Genomic DNA, 17183 nt, shown 5'->3' with positions numbered 1-17183 from the left:
AAACCCTCAAGCCTCGCTTGAGAGAGTGAATCATGCCCAGTCCCGCACCGCTACGGACTTCTTCAACAGCCTGCTAGGTCTGAGAAGCTCGCCGCCACAACGTCCGCGGCGCTGAGGTCGTGATTCCGGCGGCCGTTGCAGTCCGCTTCCGGCGCCGTGCGGCTCATCCCAAACTGCCGGCGAACCGTTCAGCCAGGCGCTCCCGACGGAAGATCTCGGCCACGTGGTCGATGAACGCGCGGGTCTTGGCTGGAAGGTGGGCGCGGCTGGCGTAGTAGAGCGAGATGGCGCCGGCGTCGGCCCACCAGCGAGGCAGCACCCTGACAAGGCGCCCTGCTTCGAGGTCGGCTATCACGTCGGGCAAGGCCAGCATCGCCACGCCCAGGCCAACGCGCGCGGACTGGCGCAAGGCCGCCGGATCGTTGACGACCAGGGTATGGGGCAGGGGCGCGATGGCTTCGTCGCCCGCCGCGTTCCGCAGCGACCATCGGCGCACCAGGCCGGTGGTGTCCGACCGCATCACGACGCCGTCCATCCGCGCCAGGTCTTCCGGGTGGGCAGGCGGGGCGCGGCCGGCGAGATAGCCGGGCGCGGCCACGGCGACGATGTGGGCCGGCGCCAAGGGGCGGGCCACCAGGCCCGGCGACAGGTCGAAACCCCCGCCAATGGCCGCGTCATAGCCTTCGGCCACTAGGTCGACCTGCCGGTTCTCGAAGCGCCAGTCGGGGCGGATCAGGGGATGGCGCGCCAGAAACTCGGGCAGCATCGGCAGGATGACCTCGGTGCCGAAGGTGATGCTGAGCGAGACCTTGAGCACTCCGGCCGGCTCGTCGCCGCCCGCCACCGCCGCGATGGCCGCCTGGACGCCCGCGAGGTCATCGCGCAGCGCCAGCAGGAAACGCTCGCCCGGCTCGGTCAGGGCGAGGCTGCGTGTCGAGCGATGAAAGAGACGGACCCCGAGATTGCGTTCCAGTTGGGCGACGTTGCGGCTCACGGCGGCTGGCGTCAGCCCCATTCGCCGCGCCGCATCGGAGAAGCTCCCGCCGTCAGCGCTGCGCACGAAGCTCTCAAGATTGGCGAGGCTTTCCAATTTCAATGATCCCTTGAAGATCATTGGCAAGATACCTGGCTAATACCCAGGGATCAAATCTCCGATCCTGCCTCCATCGAAACCCGCTCATGGAGCTTGCAGATGACGACTTCTCTTCCTCTCGCCGGCAAGGCCGCCCTGGTCACCGGCGGCTCGCGCGGCATCGGCGCGGCCATCGCCAGGCGCCTGGCCGCCGACGGCGCGGCCGTGGCCCTGACCTATTCGTCCTCGCCCGACCGCGCCGACGCCGTCGTCGGCGAGATCCAGGCCGCGGGCGGCAAGGCGGTGGCGATCAAGGCCGACGCCGGCGATCCCGAGGCGGTCCGAGCGGCGGTGCGCGGGACCATCGCCGATCTTGGGGCCATCGACATCCTGGTCAACAATGCGGGCCTCGGCGACGGCGGTCCGATCGAGGATATCGCGTTCGAGACCTATCAGCGGGTGATCGCGGTCAATGTCACCGGCGTCTTCGTCGCCACCCAGGAAGCCGCGCGCCAGATGAAGCCGGGTGGCCGGATTATCCACATCGGCTCCTCGATGACCCGCTATGCGGCTTTCCCGACGGCCTCGCTCTACACCCTGACCAAGGGCGCGATCAGCGGCTTCAATCGCAGCCTGGTCCGCGACCTCGGCCCCAAGGGGATCACGGTCAACACGGTCCATCCGGGGCCGACCGACACCGACATGAACCCGGCTGACGGCCCGGTGTCCAAGATCGTCGGCCCGGGGATCGCGGTGGGCCGCTACGGCCGTCCCGAGGAGATCGCCAGCGCCGTGGCCTATCTGGCCAGCCCCGAGGCGGCCTTCATCACCGGCGCCGATCTGGCCGTCGACGGCGGTTTCACGGCCTAGAACCAGTTCGAGGAGAAACGAAATGATCACCATCGGCATCATCGGCGCGGGCGGCATCGGCGCCGCCATCGCCCGCAGCGTCGCCCGCGCCGGGCTTCAGGCGAAGATCGCCAACCGTCGAGGCCCCGAGAGCTTGCGGGCGCTCGTGGACGAACTTGGACCGTCCATCATGGCTGCGACGGTCGCCGAGGCCGCCAAGGCCGACATCGTCTTCGTAGCCGTGAACTGGTCGAAGATCCCTACGGCGCTGGAGGGGCTGGCGGACTGGGCTGGTCGCATCGTCATCGACGCCAACAACCCCATCGAGGCGCCGCTGTTTCGCCCGGTCGACCTGGGCGGCCGCGCTTCGACCCAGGTCTTCGCTGACCAGGTCCCCGGGGCGCGGGTCGTAAAGGCTTTCAACACCCTGCCGCCGCCGATCCTGGGCGCGGACCCCGCCACCGCGCAGGGGCGGCGGGTGCTGTTCTACGCCGGCGACGACCAAGCGGCGAAGGCCGAGGTGGCGGCGCTCGTCGAACGCCTGGGTTTCGCCGGCGTGGATCTGGGCGGGCTGGAGAACGGCGGGCGGCTCAGCCAGTTTCCGGGCGGCTCACTGCCAGGCCTGAACCTGATCAAGGTCGACTAAGGTCTGGGGGAGGGCGAGAGTCCCGACATGCCCAAGGTCTTCAGGCTGGACGCCTCGCCCAAGCCGATCCCCGACGACGCGATCGATCCGCCGGGCCTGAAGAAGCGCTGCCGCAAGCCGATCGTCACCGCCGTCCATCGCTCAACAGATCCGGTCGGGGTTGTCTCAAGCTTCGGTGGTAACCGCCCCCGCGGCCTGCGCCTTCAGGCGAGGCGACGCAGTGTCTGGGAGGTCAGCGATGCAAGGCTGTCCTCAGGCGGGCGACCGAGCCGACCGACGAGCAATCCATGCTGCGGTAGCGATCTGGGCGCCATGTTTCCGGAGCGGTCCAAAGCTCCGTTGTTGGCGCAGCACCCCCAAGCGCCCGGACCTCGGATCGACAGGGAAGGGGAGAGCGGACCTACGGCAATCTGCATTTCGAAGTTGTGCTGTTCGCCCTGCCGCCGATCTTCGCGGCGGCCATGGGCGTGGCCAGCGCTACGGCGAGGTTCTGACTGGGGTGGCGACGCGCGGGGGGCGTGACCAATTGTTTGTCTCATTCTCGCTTGATGTCTGGCGTTAAGAGATCCGATGGATCGCTTCTAGCGCTGTGCAGGGACATGCTCATGGCCACCTTCGTGATGATCCCTGGAGGCTGGCAGGGCGGCTGGGTCTACGACAGGGTTGGGAAAATCCTGACAGCCAGTGGGCACAGAGCCTTGCCGATCACGCTCTCAGGCCTTGGCGATGCGCCGGCCCCGGCGGCCAACCTGGACACTCACATCGGCGATGTCGTCGACGCCATTAAATCGCAGGGCGATGGCCTGGTCATTGTCGGGCAATCCTACGGCGGAATGGTCGTGAGCGGCGTGGCCGACGCCGCGCCGTCGCAAATCGGAGCGTTGGTCTATGTCGACGCTTACGTGCCTGACCCAGGCGATTCCGCCTGGTCCCTGACGAGTCCTTATTTTCGAGAGGTCTTTGCCGAAGGTGCAAGGTCGGACGGGCTAAACTGCGCGCCCCCGCCCGGTCTTGATCCCCGGGCCCGTCCTCACCCGATCGGGACGTTTTTGCAGTCCATTCGCCTCACCGGACGTTGGCGCGAGGCGCCCCGCAAGACCTATGTTGGCGCGTTCGGCTGGGAAGGAAGTCCGTTCCTGGATCTTCACGCGCGCCTGAGCCGTGATCCGGAATGGTCCACCTATTCCCTGGATTGCCCCCACAACGTCGCGCGGTTTCAGCCTGAGACGCTGGCCGAGATCCTCCTGGCCCAGGTCTGACGCGACCATTGAACAAGCGCTCGGAGCTCTATTGGAGAATGCTCGCCGAGCGCTCCTCTTCGGCAATGTGCGCGTGTCATCAGCGCCGGAGCCTGAATGTCCGGAACCTGGCGCTGTCCCAAGCGCCGCTAGTGGCGCTACCCTGCCGAGAACGCTCAGTTGGCGCCCTCAGGCGTCACCACGGAACTCGGACTCTTCATCAGCGAACCGAGGTTGGGAGCATAGGACGCGAAGAGCGGGAGGAGGCCGGCGCCCAGCGCTGGCGCGATCTCGCCATTGCGGCCAGGTAGCAGGGGCGGCTGGAAGAAGTCGCGGGGGGCGTTGGCTTCCAACTTCGCCTTGATCCGGCCGATGAGGGCCCCGAGGAGTTCCTCGGGAAGCGGGCTGCCCAGGATCACGGCCTCGAGATCCAGCAGGCTGTTGGCGCCGATGATCGCGAAGCTCAGCGCGTCCGCGCAATCGTCCAGCCAGGCCTCGCGGGCCGCGTCGGTCAGGCCGTCCGCCAGGTCGATCCTGGCGTTGTAGAGCGAGGCGCGGTGCAGCAGCACGTCGGCGCCGTTGCGACCGGCCACCGGCATCGAGGCCAAGGCCCCGGCGTTGCCGTTGCGGCCTTCGTGCACCTGGCCGCCGAGCACCAGCCCCCCCCCGACGAACTTGCCCAGATGGATGTAGAGGAAGTCCCGCAGGTCCAGCCCGGCGCCACACAGCAGTTCGGCCAGCGCGCCGGCGTTGCCGTCGTTTTCGAAGAAGACAGGGGCTTCGAGCGCCAAGCGGAAGCGTTTCTCGACGACGCTTCCGGCCCAGTCGCGTGCTTGGTCGTCCGTCATGCCCAGCTCGTCGCGCCATTCGCCGAGAAACCAGGGCATGGCGATGCCGATGCCCAGAAAGCCCTCGCGCTGGACTTCCGGCAGAAGCGCAAGCTGCGTCGCCATGAACGCATTGACGTCGCGGATCACCTCCTGCGGGCGGGGAAAGTCGTGGGGCTGCGACCAGCGCGCGAGGATCGCGCCGTCGAAGTCCAGCAGCACGCAGATCAGCCGATCGCGACCGATCTCGACACCCACCGTACATCCGCTGCCGCCGTTGATCTTGTAGATGGTCGAGGGCTGGCCCATGCCGCCGGTCCGCCGGCCCGCGCGGACCAGTCGGCCCGATTCCTCCAGGCTCTCGACGATCCTCACGGCCGCCTGGGGCGAAAGCCCGGTCAGCTTCGAGATGTCCGCCTTGGAGGCGCCGTTCAGACGGCGGATCGTCGATAGCACCAGGCGCTCATTGTAGCGCCGCACGCCGATTGAATTGCTTCCTCGCTGCATCGATCGGTCTTCTCGCATCCCTTCCGACGCCCGAGAGCTTGCGGGCCGCTCACCGACTACAACGCTCGCTTGCGGGATTCTGCCCGCCATTCGCCGTCCCGGCAACCTGCGGGCGACCTTCGCCGAGCCCCCGGCGACCATACGAACTTTCGCCTTGACAGACTAAATCACTTTCATAGATTTAGTAAATCACATCGATGGATTTAGTCCGTCGGGACTGTCGACCGTGAAAAACGCGGCGCTGGAAGGGAGGTGCGAATGGGAGACATCGACGCAGGCGCGTCGAAACGGCGCGCTGCTTAGCAGACCGCCATGGCCGGGGGTGACGGCCAGCGACGACCTTTCCTGAGCAGACCTTTCGCGGTCACACCAGCGCTCCAGGAGATCAAAAGCATAAATCAAAGAAAACCGAATGGTGTTCAAATAACCGCGCTGAGCGGAGTTGAGCATCATAACTCTGGGGAGGAATACTATGTTCAAGCGCAGTCTAGTTCTGCTCTGCTCCACGTCGTGGGCGGCGATGCTGGCGGCGTCTCCGGTCTGGGCGCAAAGCGCCGCGACCCCGGAACCGCAATCCCAGGACAAGCCCGCGGCGACCAAGCGCGTCGCGCCGCCGAGCGCCGGAAATCAAGTCGAGGCGACCGTCGTCGACGAGGTCGTGGTGACCGGGTTCCGCGGCGCCCTCCAGTCCGCCCAGGAACAGAAGCGCGCCTCCGACTCGATCGTCGACGCCGTGGTGGCCGAAGATATCGGCAAGCTGCCGGACAACAACGCGGCCGAAGTCATGTCGCGAATTCCCGGCGTCCAGATCACGCGGACCTATGACGAGGGCGCCGAAGTGCTGGTCCGGGGTCTTCCCAACCTCGCCACCACCTACAACAGCCGCGAGCTTTTCAGCACCGACGATCGCGTGCTCCATTGGCAGGATCTCCCCGCGAGCGTCGCCGCCGGCTTCGAGGTCTACAAGACCGCGACCGCCGACCTGGTCGAGCCGGGCCTCGGAGGGCTGATCAACCTGCGTTCGCGCCGTCCGTTCGACATGAAGGACGTCACCCTCGCCGGCGAGGTGAGGGGCGCCTACAACGATCAATCCAAGACCATCGAGCCGGCCGGCAACCTGCTCCTGGCGAAGACCTGGGACACCTCGAAGGGCGAGATCGGCGGGCTGTTGGGCGCGAGCTATGTCCGCACCAAGTATCACCAGGCGCTCCGCTTCGACGGCGCCGCCGTCATCACTCCGAGCCTGGGCAACGCCACCGTCACGACGCCGGGCGTGGGCGATTTCCACTATCCCGACTACATCGGCAACTATTACGCCACCGGCGCCCGCGAGCGTCCGGCGGTCAACGCCATGGTGCAGTGGCGCCCCAGCGCCAATCTCGAACTCTACGCCGAGGCGCTCTGGAGCGGCTATCGCGGCACGCAGGCGAACGACTTCTATGGTCAGAGCCTCAGGGACGGCACGCTGAGCAATGTCGTGCTGGTCGACGGCGAGGACGGGAAGGCGGCGAGCCTGACCCACACCGGCGGCAATTCCCCGGACGTCCAGCGGTCGGCGCTCAAGGACCGGACGGACCTGTATCAGGGCGCGCTCGGCTTCCGCTGGACGACGGGCCGCGCGACGATTTCCGGCGACTTCGCCTATTCCAAGAGCCGCTACGTGGCCAACCAGACGCGCCTGGACGCCCAGCTGACCAGCACGCCCACCGTGAACGCCGAGTTCGACGTCGCGGGGTCGGGGGTGTTCGATCTGGGCGGCTACGACATGATGAACCCGGACAACTACGTCCTGAGCGGCATCTACCAGACCTATCTCTCGGCCGAGGGAGACGGCTGGCAGGGGCGACTGGACGTCGACTACGACACCGGCAGCACCTGGCTGCCGAAGATCCAGGCCGGGCTGCGCGCCACCACCCGCACCTCGATCGACTATTACGGCGATCGGTACGCCTGGATCCGACTGAGGAACATTCCGCTGGCCGACCTGCCCACCGGCGATCTCGAGGTGGTCAGAGGCGCCTTCCGTGACGATCCCCAGCGTTTCCAGAACTGGCTGGCGCCGGGCGGCGACGCCATCCTCGCCAACAGCGAAAACCTGCGCCAGCTCGCCTACGCCTCGCTGCAGCAGGTCATGGCGGACTATGACTGGGCCGGCTTCCTCGCGGGCGACACGGCCAAGTACAGCACCCCGGAAATCCAGACCTTCCGGTCCTTCTACGGCAAGGAACAGACCTACGCCGGCTATGTCCAGGGCAAGTACGCGTTCGACATCGGCAGCGTCCGGGTGGACGGTACGGCTGGTGTGCGCGTGGCCTACGCCGACGGCACGAACTACGGCTTCGAAAGCGACCTGGTGCCGGCCTCGGCGGATCACGACTGGCTCGATGTCCTGCCGTCGATCCAGTCCAAGATCCACTTCTCGGACAAGGTCCTGCTGCGGCTGGCCTACACGAAGACGATCTCCCGGCCCGGCTACGGGCAACTGAGTCCGACGGCGATCCTGTCGCGCGCCACCGGCACGTTCAACGGCCTTGAGCTCACGACCGGAAACCCCGATCTGAAGCCGTTGACGTCGACGAACTACGACGCGTCGCTCGAATACTATTTCGCCAAGCACGGGTCCGCGTCGCTGGCGGTCTTCTACAAGGATATCTGGGGCTTCATCGACACCTACAGCCACTACGAAACCGATCCGACGGCCGGGACCGTCAGGATCACGAGGCCCGAGAACGCGGGGGAGGGCAGGATCCGCGGCGCGGAAGCCTCCTTCCAGACCTTCTTCGACTTTCTGCCCGGCTGGCTCTCCGGCTTCGGCGTGCAGGCGAACCTCACCTATCTCGACGCCAAGAACGGGCTTCCGGCCGCCTTCGGCGAGGACGCGGGGGCCTTGGTGCCGATGGCGAACGCCTCGAAGTGGACCTATAATCTGGTCGGCTTCTACGAGAAGGGACCGTTCTCGGCGCGCATCTCGTACAATCGTCGCTCGCACTATGTGAACAAATACTATCGCAATGCGAACGAAGAGCAGTATGCGGGCGAACTGGTGCGCCCCGTGTCGCGTCTCGATGCTTCTCTGTCGTATCAGATCAACGACAAGTACTCGGTCGTGCTGACCGGCAGCAACCTGCTCGCGCAGCCGTGGAAAGACTACAGGTACTACAACGAGACGCAGTACTTCCCGGCCGATGTGAGAATCGAGGGGCGGTACATCAGCCTCGGCGTGCGTTTCAAGATGTAGCGCCAAGCCCCTCGGCGCGCCCCACAGCGCGCCGGAGCCGGCTCGAGCGGGGCCGCGCGCCCACCGCTGTCCCGCCGTCTCGCCCGCGAATTCCCAGTTCCTGAACCAGGCCCGAGCATGAACACGAAAACGATCCTGGCCGTGGCCTTGCTGGCTCAAGCCGCGACGCCGTCCCTGGCCTTGGCCCAGTTGGCGCCGCTTCCCGACCTCGCGGCGGCGCAAGCGCGGGCGACGGCGACGGTCGCGCGGATGACCGCCGACGAGAAGGTCGTCCTGACCCACGGGATCATGGCCCTGCCCCTGGGCGGCGACGCCCCGCCCCTGCCGGCCGATGCGATCCTGGGGGCGGGCTATGTGGAAGGACTGGCCCGCCTCGGCGTTCCGGCGCTCAAGGAGACCGACGCCAGTCTCGGCGTCGGCTACGTCTCGGGGATCCGCAAGGACGGGGCGACCGCGCTGCCGTCCGGCTTGGCGCAGGCCGCGAGCTGGAACCCCGACCTGCTCTACCGCGGCGGCGCCATGATCGGTTCGGAGGCGCGGGCCAAGGGCTTCAACGTCCTGCTGGCCGGCGGCGTCAATCTGATGCGCGACCCGCGCAACGGTCGCACCTTCGAATATCTTTCCGAGGACCCGCTGCTGACCGGCGTGCTGGCCGGGGCGGCGATCCGTGGCGTCCAGTCCAACAACATCATCTCGACGATCAAGCACTTCGCGCTGAACGGACAGGAGACCGGCCGCAAGATCGTGGACGCCCGGATCAGCGAGGCCGCGGCGCGGGAGAGCGACCTCCTGGCCTTCCAGATCGGCATCGAGCAGGGCCAGCCGCTCTCGGTGATGTGCGCCTACAACCGCGTGAACGGCGTGAAGGCCTGCGACAGTGACTGGCTGATGAACCAGGTGCTCAAGCAGGGCTGGGGCTACAAGGGCTTCGTCATGTCCGACTGGGGCAAGGCGGTCCCGGGCGTGGAGGCGGCGCTCAACGGCCTGGACCAGCAGTCGGGCTCGCAGCTCGACAGCGCCGTGTTCTTCCGTAACCCGCTCAAGCAGAAGGCGGCTTCCGATCCGCGCTATGGCGCCAGGCTCGACGATATGAACAGGCGCGTCCTGACGGCCATCTACGCCGCCGGGCTGGACAGGCGCCCCGCGACGCCGGACGACAGGATCGACTTCGCCAGCAACGCGGCGGTCGCCGAGGAGGTGGCGCGGCAGGGGATGGTGCTGCTCAGGAATGAGCGCGGCGTTCTCCCGCTGGCCCGTTCGGCGGGACGCATCGCGGTGATCGGCGGACACGCCGACCGGGGCGTGATGTCGGGCGGGGGCTCGAGCCAGGTCCAGGGCCAGGACGGACCGGCGGTCACCGTGCCCGTCGCGGTCGGTCCGTCGGGCGCCGCCGCGTCGCAACAGTATCATCGTTCCAGCCCGCTGGCGGCCATCAAGGCCATGGCCCCCGACGCGGCGATCACCTTCCGCGACGGCCGCTACATCGCCGACGCGGTCGAGGCGGCCAGGCAGGCGGAGATCGCGATCGTCTTCGCCACCGAATGGCGGACGGAAGGCTTCGATCAGCCCGACCTGTCCCTCCCCGACGGGCAGGACCAACTGATCGCCGCCGTCGCCCAAGCCAACCCCAACACCATCGTGGTCCTCGAAACCGGCGGCCCGGTGAAGATGCCCTGGCTCGACAGGACCGCCGCGGTTCTCCAGGCCTGGTACCCGGGCGCGCGCGGCGGTCCGGCGATCGCCTCGGTTCTGTTCGGCGAGACCAATCCGGGCGGGCGCCTGCCCATCACCTTCCCGGCCAGCGAGGGCCAGCTCCCGCGCCCGAAGCTCGACGGCGGCGACTGGGTCGAGCCCTATACGGCGGACGACATTCCGCCCGGCGGCGACAGGCTGCGGGCCGACTACGACATCGAAGGCTCGGACGTCGGCTACCGCTGGTTCGCGCGCAGGGGCGCCAAGCCGCTGTTCCCGTTCGGTTTCGGGCTCAGCTACACGACCTTTTCGACCAGCGGCCTGACGGTGAAGGGCCGGACCGCGACCTTCACCGTCACCAATACCGGCCAGCGCGCCGGCGACGAGGTCGCCCAGCTCTATCTCGTCAGTCGCGCTGGCCAGGGAACGCGACGGCTGGTGGGCTTCCAGCGCGTCAGCCTGCAGCCCGGCGCGAGCCAGAAGGTGACCGTGACGGTTGATGCGCGCCTGCTCGCCGACTGGAAGAACGGCGGCTGGTCGATGCCGGCCGGCGACTACGGCTTTGCCCTCGGGCGCGACGCCGAGGATCTCGGCCCTGTCGTGAACGCGCGGATAGCCGCCCGGAAATGGTCCGACTGAGCCGGCCGCGCCGCCTCTCTACTAAAGTCCAAGTCAGCAAGGTTCTTCGAATGGCGTCTCCTCTTATCACTGGCGGTATCGAGGCTGGAGGGACCAAGTTCCTGTGCGGCGTCGCCGACGAGGACGGCGCCATTCTCGACCAGATCCGTATCCCGACCACCACGCCGGCCCAGACGCTGAGCGCCGCGAGCGACTTTTTCATCCGGGCCGCCGAACGCCATGGACCGATCGCCGCGCTCGGCATCGGCGGCTTCGGGCCGCTGTCGCTGAGACCCACCGCCAGCGACTATGGCCGCATCACCTCCACGCCCAAGCCGGGCTGGCCCGGCGCAGACCTGCTGGGCCATTTCCGGCGGACATTGGGGGTCCCGATGGCGCTCGACACCGACGTCAACGCCGCCGCGGTCGGCGAGCTGCTGTTCGGCGGCGGACGCGGGCTGGACACCTTCTGCTATGTCACCGTCGGGACTGGGATCGGCGTGGGCCTCCTGATCAACGGCGCGCCGCACAACGGCGCCAACCATCCCGAAGCCGGGCATATCCGCGTGGTGCGCGCCCCGGGCGACGCCGAGTTCCCGGGCGTCTGCCCCTATCACGGCGACTGCCTGGAAGGCCTGGCGTGCGGGCCCGCGATGCACGCGCGATGGGGCGCGCCCGCCGAAGACCTCCCCGACGCCCACCCGGCCTGGCCGATGGCGGCCCACTATGTCGCCGAACTCTGCGCGACCCTGACCTACACGCTGCGGCCCGACCGGATCATCGTCGGGGGCGGGGTGATGCGGCCAGCCATGTACGGACTGGTTCGCGAGGCGCTTGTGCGTAAGCTCGCGGGCTATGACGCCAGCCTTCGCGACCTCGACCCGACCGACTATATCGCCCGGCCGACCGCCGGCGCGTCGGCCGGTTTCACCGGCGCGCTCGCGCTCGCCTACCGCCTCGTCGCCGGCCGATGGCCGATGCACTGGGCGGTCGGGGCCCTGGACTCCTCCAAGACAGAAAGCCTGATCTCATGAGCGACAAGCCCCTGGCTACGGCGGCGCGCGTGCACAAGCGTGTGACCGTCATCACGATCCTGAGCGCGGCCGGCGCGGCGCTCGGCGGCCTGCTGTTCGGACTGGACACCGCGGTGATCTCCGGCGCCACCTCGGCGCTGCAGGAGCGCTTCGCGCTCAGCGACGCCCACCTCGGCTTCACCGTCGCCTCGGCGCTGATCGGCACGATCGTCGGGGCGCTCGTCGCGGGCTCGCCCGCCGACCGCTTCGGCCGCAAGCCCGTGCTGCTGGCGGTCGCGATCGCCTATGTCGTGTCATCGCTGGGGACGGCGTTGGCGGAGGCCTGGCCGGTGTTCCTGGCCTTCCGCTTCCTGGGCGGCCTGGCGATCGGCGCGGCCTCGGTCATCGCGCCGATCTACATCGCCGAGGTCTCGCCGCCCCACGTGCGCGGTCGGCTGGTGGCGCTCAACCAGCTCAACATCGTGTTCGGCATTCTGCTGGCCTTCATCTCCAACTATGTCGTCGCCGGGTTGGTTTCGCCCGACATCGCCTGGCGATGGATGTTCGGCATCGTCACCGTGCCTTCGGCCCTGTTCCTGGCCGTGACGCTGGTCCTGCCGGAAAGCCCGCGCTGGCTGGTCTCGGCCGACCGTGACGCCCAGGCCCTTACAGTCATGGATCAGCTGGGCTTTCCTGACCCCGCCGAGGATATGCGCCATATGCGCGAGGCGACCGCCCGCGACATCGCCGCCAGTCACTCGACGGGCAAGCTGTTCGCCCGGGCGCACTCGTTCCCCGTCGCCTGCGCCATCGCGATCGCCATGTTCAACCAGCTCTCGGGGATCAATGCGCTGCTCTACTACGCGCCGCACATCTTCGAGCTGAGCGGCGCGGCCGCCGACAGCGCGATGCTGCAATCGATCGCGATCGGCGGCACCAACCTGGTCTTCACCATCGCCGCGATGTTCCTGATCGACCGCTTCGGCCGTCGCCCCTTGCTGTTCTTCGGGTCGATCGCCACCGCCGCGGCGCTGTTCCTCGTCGCCTGGCAGTTCGAAAGCAAGGCGCCCAACGGCGCGCTGGTGCTGGTCGGGCTGCTGGGCTTCATCGCCGCCTTCGCCATCTCGCAGGGCGCGGTGATCTGGGTCTTCATCTCCGAGATCTTCCCCAACACCGTGCGCGGCAAGGGCCAGGCGCTGGGCAGCACCACCCACTGGGTGATGGCGGCCGCGATCACCTGGGCCTTCCCGGTGTTCGCGACCCACGTCGGCGGATGGGTGTTCGCCTTCTTCGGCGCGACGATGCTGCTGCAGTTCTTCTGGGTGTGGAAGGTGATGCCCGAGACCAATGGCGTCGCGCTTGAGGACATGAACCTGGAAAGGGCCGGCCAATGATCGTTGCGATGCTGATGGCGGCCGCGACGATGGTCTCGCCGGTCGCCGCCGCCGAACCGGCGGCCGATCCCCGCGCGGCCTATCACTTCGCGCCGGCGCGCAACTGGATGAACGACCCCAACGGTCTCGTCCACTACGACGGCGAGTATCACCTGTTCTTCCAGTACAATCCCCACGGCGACCGTTGGGGGCACATGAGCTGGGGCCATGCGGTGAGCCGTGACCTCACCACCTGGGAAGAGCTGTCGGTCGCGATTCCCGAGACCGAGGTGATGGCCTTTTCGGGAAGCGCGGTGATCGATTGGAACAACACCAGCGGTTTCGGCGAGGGCGGCCGACCGCCGATGGTCGCGATCTACACGGGCTTTGATCCGCGGACGAAGAACCAGTCGCAATACCTGGCCTACAGCAATGATCGCGGGCGGACCTTCACGGTCCATGGCAAGGTGCTCGACATCGGCTCGACGGAATTTCGCGATCCGAAGGTCTTCTGGCACGCGGCCACCCGGCGATGGGTGATGGCGGTCGTCCTCGCGGCCGAGAACAGGGTGTCGTTCTACACCTCGTCCAATCTCAAGGACTGGACCCACGCCAGCGACTTTGGTCCGCAGGGCGCGCGCGGCAAGAACTGGGAATGTCCCGACCTGTTCGAGCTTCCCGTCGAAGGCGGCCGGCCCGGCGAGAAACGCTGGGTGCTGAGCGTCAATCTCGGCGACGATGCGGTCGCCGGAGGTTCGGGCGGGCAATACTTTGTCGGCGATTTCGACGGCGTCCGGTTCACCCCGGTCGCGAACTGGGGCGCCGCGCCGCGCTGGATGGACTGGGGAGCGGACTTCTACGCGGCGGTTTCGTGGAACGACATGCCCGCCAACGATCCGCGTCGCATCTGGATCGGCTGGGCCAACAACTGGGACTATGCGCAGGACATCCCGGCCGACCCCGCGCGTGGCCTGATGTCGGTTCCGCGGACGGTGCGGCTGCTCAAGACGGCGGACGGCTATCGCATCGCCCAGGCCCCGGTGACGGAACTCAAGCGGTGGCGGACCCGTCACGGGACGGCCCGGCGTATCCGTCTCGGCGAGAAGCCGGTCGCCCTGCCGGCGGCGGGCGGCGCCGTCGAGCTAAAGCTCGATGTCGATGTCGGCGCCGCCGAGCAGGTGGCCCTCACTCTGACCGACGCCAAAGGCTACCAGACGGTGATCGGCGTGACGCCGGCCGCCAATGAAGTCTTCATCGACCGCTCGCGTTCGGGCCCGCGCTTCCACGGCAGCTTCACCGGACGCCACGCCGCGCCCGTCGATCTCAGGGGCGGCAAGGTCAGCCTGCGCGTGCTCGTCGATCAATCGATCATCGAGCTCTACGTCAACGATGGCGCGGCGACGATCACCGATCGCTTCTTCCCCGGCGGCGGCGACTTGAAATGGTCGGCGAGCGCGCGGGGCGGGGCGGCGACGATCCGGAAGCTGGACGCATGGACCTTAGTCAAGCCTAAGGCCCGCTGAGCCGATGCCATGCGAGATGTGGGCGCTGCAGGGTAGCCGCGTCTCGCGGCGCCAAGCTCTCCCCCTTGGTCTGGCGGCGGCCGTTCGGAGGACATCGGCTTCTCCTGCGGTTTCGAGTTTCCAAGAATCTTCGCCGGCCTGGCCGCGATTGTTCCGTCAAGGGATGCGCCATCGCCTTGGCCAAGGTCCTCCTGGATTTCCGCGGACCGGTGCTGTTGGCCCTGGTTGTCGGGCGCCCGCGGGTTGCGGGTGATCTGAGCCGTACGCCCGGCTGGCTGTTCGTTGCTGCGACAATCGATCCCATGGCACGGCAAGAGTTGCGCAAGCTTCGCCGCCCATCATGCTCGGCCATGGAGGGCCGATGGTGGATCAAGATGATTTCCCTGACGAGGGTCAACGCCTAGCCATCCTGCAGTCGCTGGGGCTTGCGAGCTCGACGCGGGAAGCGGTCTTCGACTTGATCGCCGAAGCCGCGCGCGGGGCCACGGCGGGCGACACCGGGTTCGTGTCTTTCGTTGACGCCGACCAAGTGTGGTTCAAGGCCGCCGCCGGGGTTCCAGCGCGACGCTTGCCCAGGTCTGGAGCCTTTTGCGACCGCGTCGTTCGAACCGGACGGGCGTTTGTCGTGGAAGACGTCGCGCGCCACGCCGATTTTTCTCACATCGACTATGTCGGCGCCTATGCCGGGGCGCCGGTCATTGTTCAAGACCATGTGGTGGGCGCGGTTTGCGTCACCAGCCTCGCCCCGCGCACCTTCTCGGGCGCGCAGCTCGCCCAACTGGAGATCTTGGCTCGGATGGTTGGCGAGCGACTGGAAACGCGCCGTGACAAGCTCTTCCTCTCGCAGTTGTTCGACGGCACGTCCGACGCCGTCCTGATCGTTGATGAAAACCAGGTCATCATGCATTGGAACGCTGCGGCCGAAGCCATATTCGGCTACAGCCCGCGCGAGGCCCTGGGCCAACCTCTACGGATGATTATCCCGCCACAGTTGCGGGCGAGTCATGATCGCGGGTTCGCACGGCTCTGCAACGGCGGGCCGCCAACGCTCAACGGCGCTGTCGAGGTTCCGGCGTTGCGCCGCGACGGCCAAGAATTCCCGGCCAGCCTGTCGCTGTCGATATGGCGTGACAACGAACGGATCATGGTCGGCGCCATCGTCCGCGACATCTCCGATCGCGAGGCCTTGCATCAGGCGCGCGTGGCGAGCGAAGCCAAGACGCGCTTCCTGGCCAATATGAGCCACGAGATCCGCACCCCGCTGAACGGTATTCTGGGCCTGGGCGACGTGTTGTCCCGCACGCGTCTGGCCGACGATCAGGCCGACATCCTGAAAGCGATGACTGGCGCGGCCCGTACGCTCGAAGCGCTGTTGAGCGATGTCCTGGATTTGGCGCGCTCGGAAGAGGGGGCGATGCGGATCTCTCGCGAACCGTTCGAGCTCACCGGTCTGGTGCGCGAAGTGGGAGACCTGCACCGACCCGCGGCGGAGGCCAAGGACCTCTCCTACGAGGTTTCTGGCCCCTCGGAGGAGCATTGGGTGATCGGCGATCCGGTACGGTTGCGCCAGGTGCTCGGCAACCTGCTCAGCAACGCGGTCAAGTTCACGCATGCGGGCAGAGTGCGACTGGATTGCACGAACAGAGAGGGCGCATGGGAGTTCGTGGTCTCCGACAGCGGCATCGGTTTCGATGCGGCGGCCAAGACGCGCATCTTTGACCGGTTCGCCCAGGCCGACGACTCCATAACCCGCAGTTACGGCGGTTCAGGCCTCGGCCTGTCGATCTGTGTCGAGCTGGTCCGAGCCATGGGCGGCGAGTTGGCCGCCTCGTCCGTGGTCGGCGAGGGCTCGTCCTTCGCCTTCGCGCTATCGCTCGCAACGGCGCAAGCCGCCCGGGCGGCGGAGCAGCCCGCTCGGAGAGCTCGCGCGATCCGGGTGCTGCTCGCCGAGGATCATCCGGTCAATCGCAAGGTCATCGAACTCATCCTCGAGGAGATCGGGGTGGAGCTGGTGTCCGTATGTGACGGCCGTCAAGCGCTCGAAGCCTTCGCCTCAGCGCCGTTCGACCTCGTCTTGATGGACATGCAGATGCCGGTCATGGATGGGTTGAGCGCGACTCGGGAGATCCGGGCCCTGGAGCAGCGCCTGCACCGGCGCGCATGTCCTCTGATCATGCTGACCGCCAACGTCCTGCCCGAGCACCTTCGCGCGAGTTTCGAAGCCGGCGCCGACCGTCACCTTGGCAAGCCCATCGAGGCGGCCCGTCTGCTGTCGGCGATGGACGAGGTGCTCTCCGCCTGCCCGGAGCTGGAAGCCGGGAGCCATCAGCTGGCCTAGTCGTCCCGCGAGACCGTCCCTGGGCCTTGTTTTTCGTTGCTTTGGCCCCGATGCGATCGGCGTGGCCATGTCCCACCGATAAGGTCGCGCCCGTGGTCTGGCAGTCCTACTGCCGGCCAGGAACACGACCATGCGCCACGTCGTCCACCCTGGTGAACTCGCCGTCGTGGGCCAGGAATTCCTTGGCGATGTCCTTGCCGATGCCGCTGGCGGCGCCAGTGACGACGGCGACCTTGTCCTGCAGGCCGT

11 protein-coding genes are annotated in these 17183 nt (G+C 67.4%); 9 read left to right on the top strand and 2 right to left on the bottom strand.

What is annotated here, in order from left to right:
* Window positions 1-163: 163 nt before the first annotated feature.
* Entirely contained in the window at window positions 164-1114 is a 951-nt protein-coding gene (locus AC07NX_RS18680) for a LysR family transcriptional regulator (RefSeq protein ID WP_494643816.1), read from the bottom strand.
* 78 nt (window positions 1115-1192) lie between these two features.
* Between AC07NX_RS18680 and AC07NX_RS18675 the strand changes: the two genes are divergently transcribed.
* The 3 genes from AC07NX_RS18675 (at window position 1193) to AC07NX_RS18665 (ending at window position 3826) form a co-directional block, all read left to right on the top strand.
* Window positions 1193-1942, top strand: coding sequence for a 3-oxoacyl-ACP reductase family protein (locus tag AC07NX_RS18675; protein ID WP_494643815.1), 750 nt, complete (start codon window positions 1193-1195; stop codon window positions 1940-1942).
* The gene (locus AC07NX_RS18670; RefSeq protein ID WP_494643817.1) at window positions 1872-2567 is read left to right on the top strand and encodes an NADPH-dependent F420 reductase; all 696 of its coding nucleotides are present in this window, start codon (window positions 1872-1874) and stop codon (window positions 2565-2567) included. Before AC07NX_RS18675 ends, AC07NX_RS18670 begins: the two co-directional genes overlap by 71 nt.
* Window positions 2568-3172: 605 nt before the next feature.
* Window positions 3173-3826, top strand: coding sequence for an alpha/beta fold hydrolase (locus AC07NX_RS18665; protein WP_494643814.1), 654 nt, complete (start codon window positions 3173-3175; stop codon window positions 3824-3826).
* 155 nt (window positions 3827-3981) lie between these two features.
* Here AC07NX_RS18665 and AC07NX_RS18660 read toward each other — a convergent pair whose 3' ends face one another.
* Window positions 3982-5229 (bottom strand): ROK family transcriptional regulator, encoded by a 1248-nt coding sequence (locus tag AC07NX_RS18660; RefSeq protein ID WP_494643812.1) that lies wholly within the window; start codon window positions 5227-5229, stop codon window positions 3982-3984.
* A gap of 382 nt (window positions 5230-5611) precedes the next feature.
* On the opposite strand from AC07NX_RS18660, the gene AC07NX_RS18655 reads away from it, so the two are divergent.
* From AC07NX_RS18655 to AC07NX_RS18630, 6 genes are all read left to right on the top strand, one after another.
* Window positions 5612-8377, top strand: a complete 2766-nt coding sequence (locus tag AC07NX_RS18655) for a TonB-dependent receptor (RefSeq protein ID WP_494643811.1) — start codon at window positions 5612-5614, stop codon at window positions 8375-8377.
* Between the two features lie 117 nt (window positions 8378-8494).
* Entirely contained in the window at window positions 8495-10708 is a 2214-nt protein-coding gene (locus AC07NX_RS18650; protein ID WP_494643809.1) for a beta-glucosidase family protein, read from the top strand.
* 50 nt (window positions 10709-10758) lie between these two features.
* Complete coding sequence (locus AC07NX_RS18645; RefSeq protein WP_494643808.1) at window positions 10759-11721, top strand: ROK family protein; 963 nt, start codon at window positions 10759-10761, stop codon at window positions 11719-11721.
* Window positions 11718-13094: a sugar porter family MFS transporter gene (locus AC07NX_RS18640; RefSeq protein ID WP_494643807.1), complete on the top strand. Its 1377-nt coding sequence runs from the start codon at window positions 11718-11720 to the stop codon at window positions 13092-13094. The genes AC07NX_RS18645 and AC07NX_RS18640 overlap by 4 nt, the downstream gene beginning before the upstream one ends.
* A complete protein-coding gene (locus AC07NX_RS18635) occupies window positions 13091-14596 on the top strand; it encodes a glycoside hydrolase family 32 protein (protein ID WP_494643806.1) in 1506 nt (501 codons plus the stop codon). Before AC07NX_RS18640 ends, AC07NX_RS18635 begins: the two co-directional genes overlap by 4 nt.
* 361 nt (window positions 14597-14957) lie before the next feature.
* A complete protein-coding gene (locus AC07NX_RS18630) occupies window positions 14958-16934 on the top strand; it encodes a hybrid sensor histidine kinase/response regulator (RefSeq protein ID WP_494643804.1) in 1977 nt (658 codons plus the stop codon).
* Window positions 16935-17183 lie beyond the last annotated feature (249 nt).

It is taken from the genome of Caulobacter sp. GW821-FHT09A05 (genome assembly GCF_059418465.1).
Note: the sequence above shows the minus strand (reverse complement) of the source record. Positions and strands in the feature narration are given on the sequence as shown.

What these genes read in the sequence shown, in the direction of transcription:
- AC07NX_RS18660 (WP_494643812.1), bottom strand. Translation starts at nt 5,229, where the DNA reads ATGGCGGGCAGAATCCCGCAAGCGAGCGTTGTAGTCGGTGAGCGGCCC.
- AC07NX_RS18675 (WP_494643815.1), top strand. Translation starts at nt 1,193, where the DNA reads ATGACGACTTCTCTTCCTCTCGCCGGCAAGGCCGCCCTGGTCACCGGC.
- AC07NX_RS18630 (WP_494643804.1), top strand. Translation starts at nt 14,958, where the DNA reads ATGGTGGATCAAGATGATTTCCCTGACGAGGGTCAACGCCTAGCCATC.
- AC07NX_RS18645 (WP_494643808.1), top strand. Translation starts at nt 10,759, where the DNA reads ATGGCGTCTCCTCTTATCACTGGCGGTATCGAGGCTGGAGGGACCAAG.
- AC07NX_RS18635 (WP_494643806.1), top strand. Translation starts at nt 13,091, where the DNA reads ATGATCGTTGCGATGCTGATGGCGGCCGCGACGATGGTCTCGCCGGTC.
- AC07NX_RS18680 (WP_494643816.1), bottom strand. Translation starts at nt 1,114, where the DNA reads ATGATCTTCAAGGGATCATTGAAATTGGAAAGCCTCGCCAATCTTGAG.
- AC07NX_RS18640 (WP_494643807.1), top strand. Translation starts at nt 11,718, where the DNA reads ATGAGCGACAAGCCCCTGGCTACGGCGGCGCGCGTGCACAAGCGTGTG.
- AC07NX_RS18665 (WP_494643814.1), top strand. Translation starts at nt 3,173, where the DNA reads ATGGCCACCTTCGTGATGATCCCTGGAGGCTGGCAGGGCGGCTGGGTC.
- AC07NX_RS18655 (WP_494643811.1), top strand. Translation starts at nt 5,612, where the DNA reads ATGTTCAAGCGCAGTCTAGTTCTGCTCTGCTCCACGTCGTGGGCGGCG.
- AC07NX_RS18650 (WP_494643809.1), top strand. Translation starts at nt 8,495, where the DNA reads ATGAACACGAAAACGATCCTGGCCGTGGCCTTGCTGGCTCAAGCCGCG.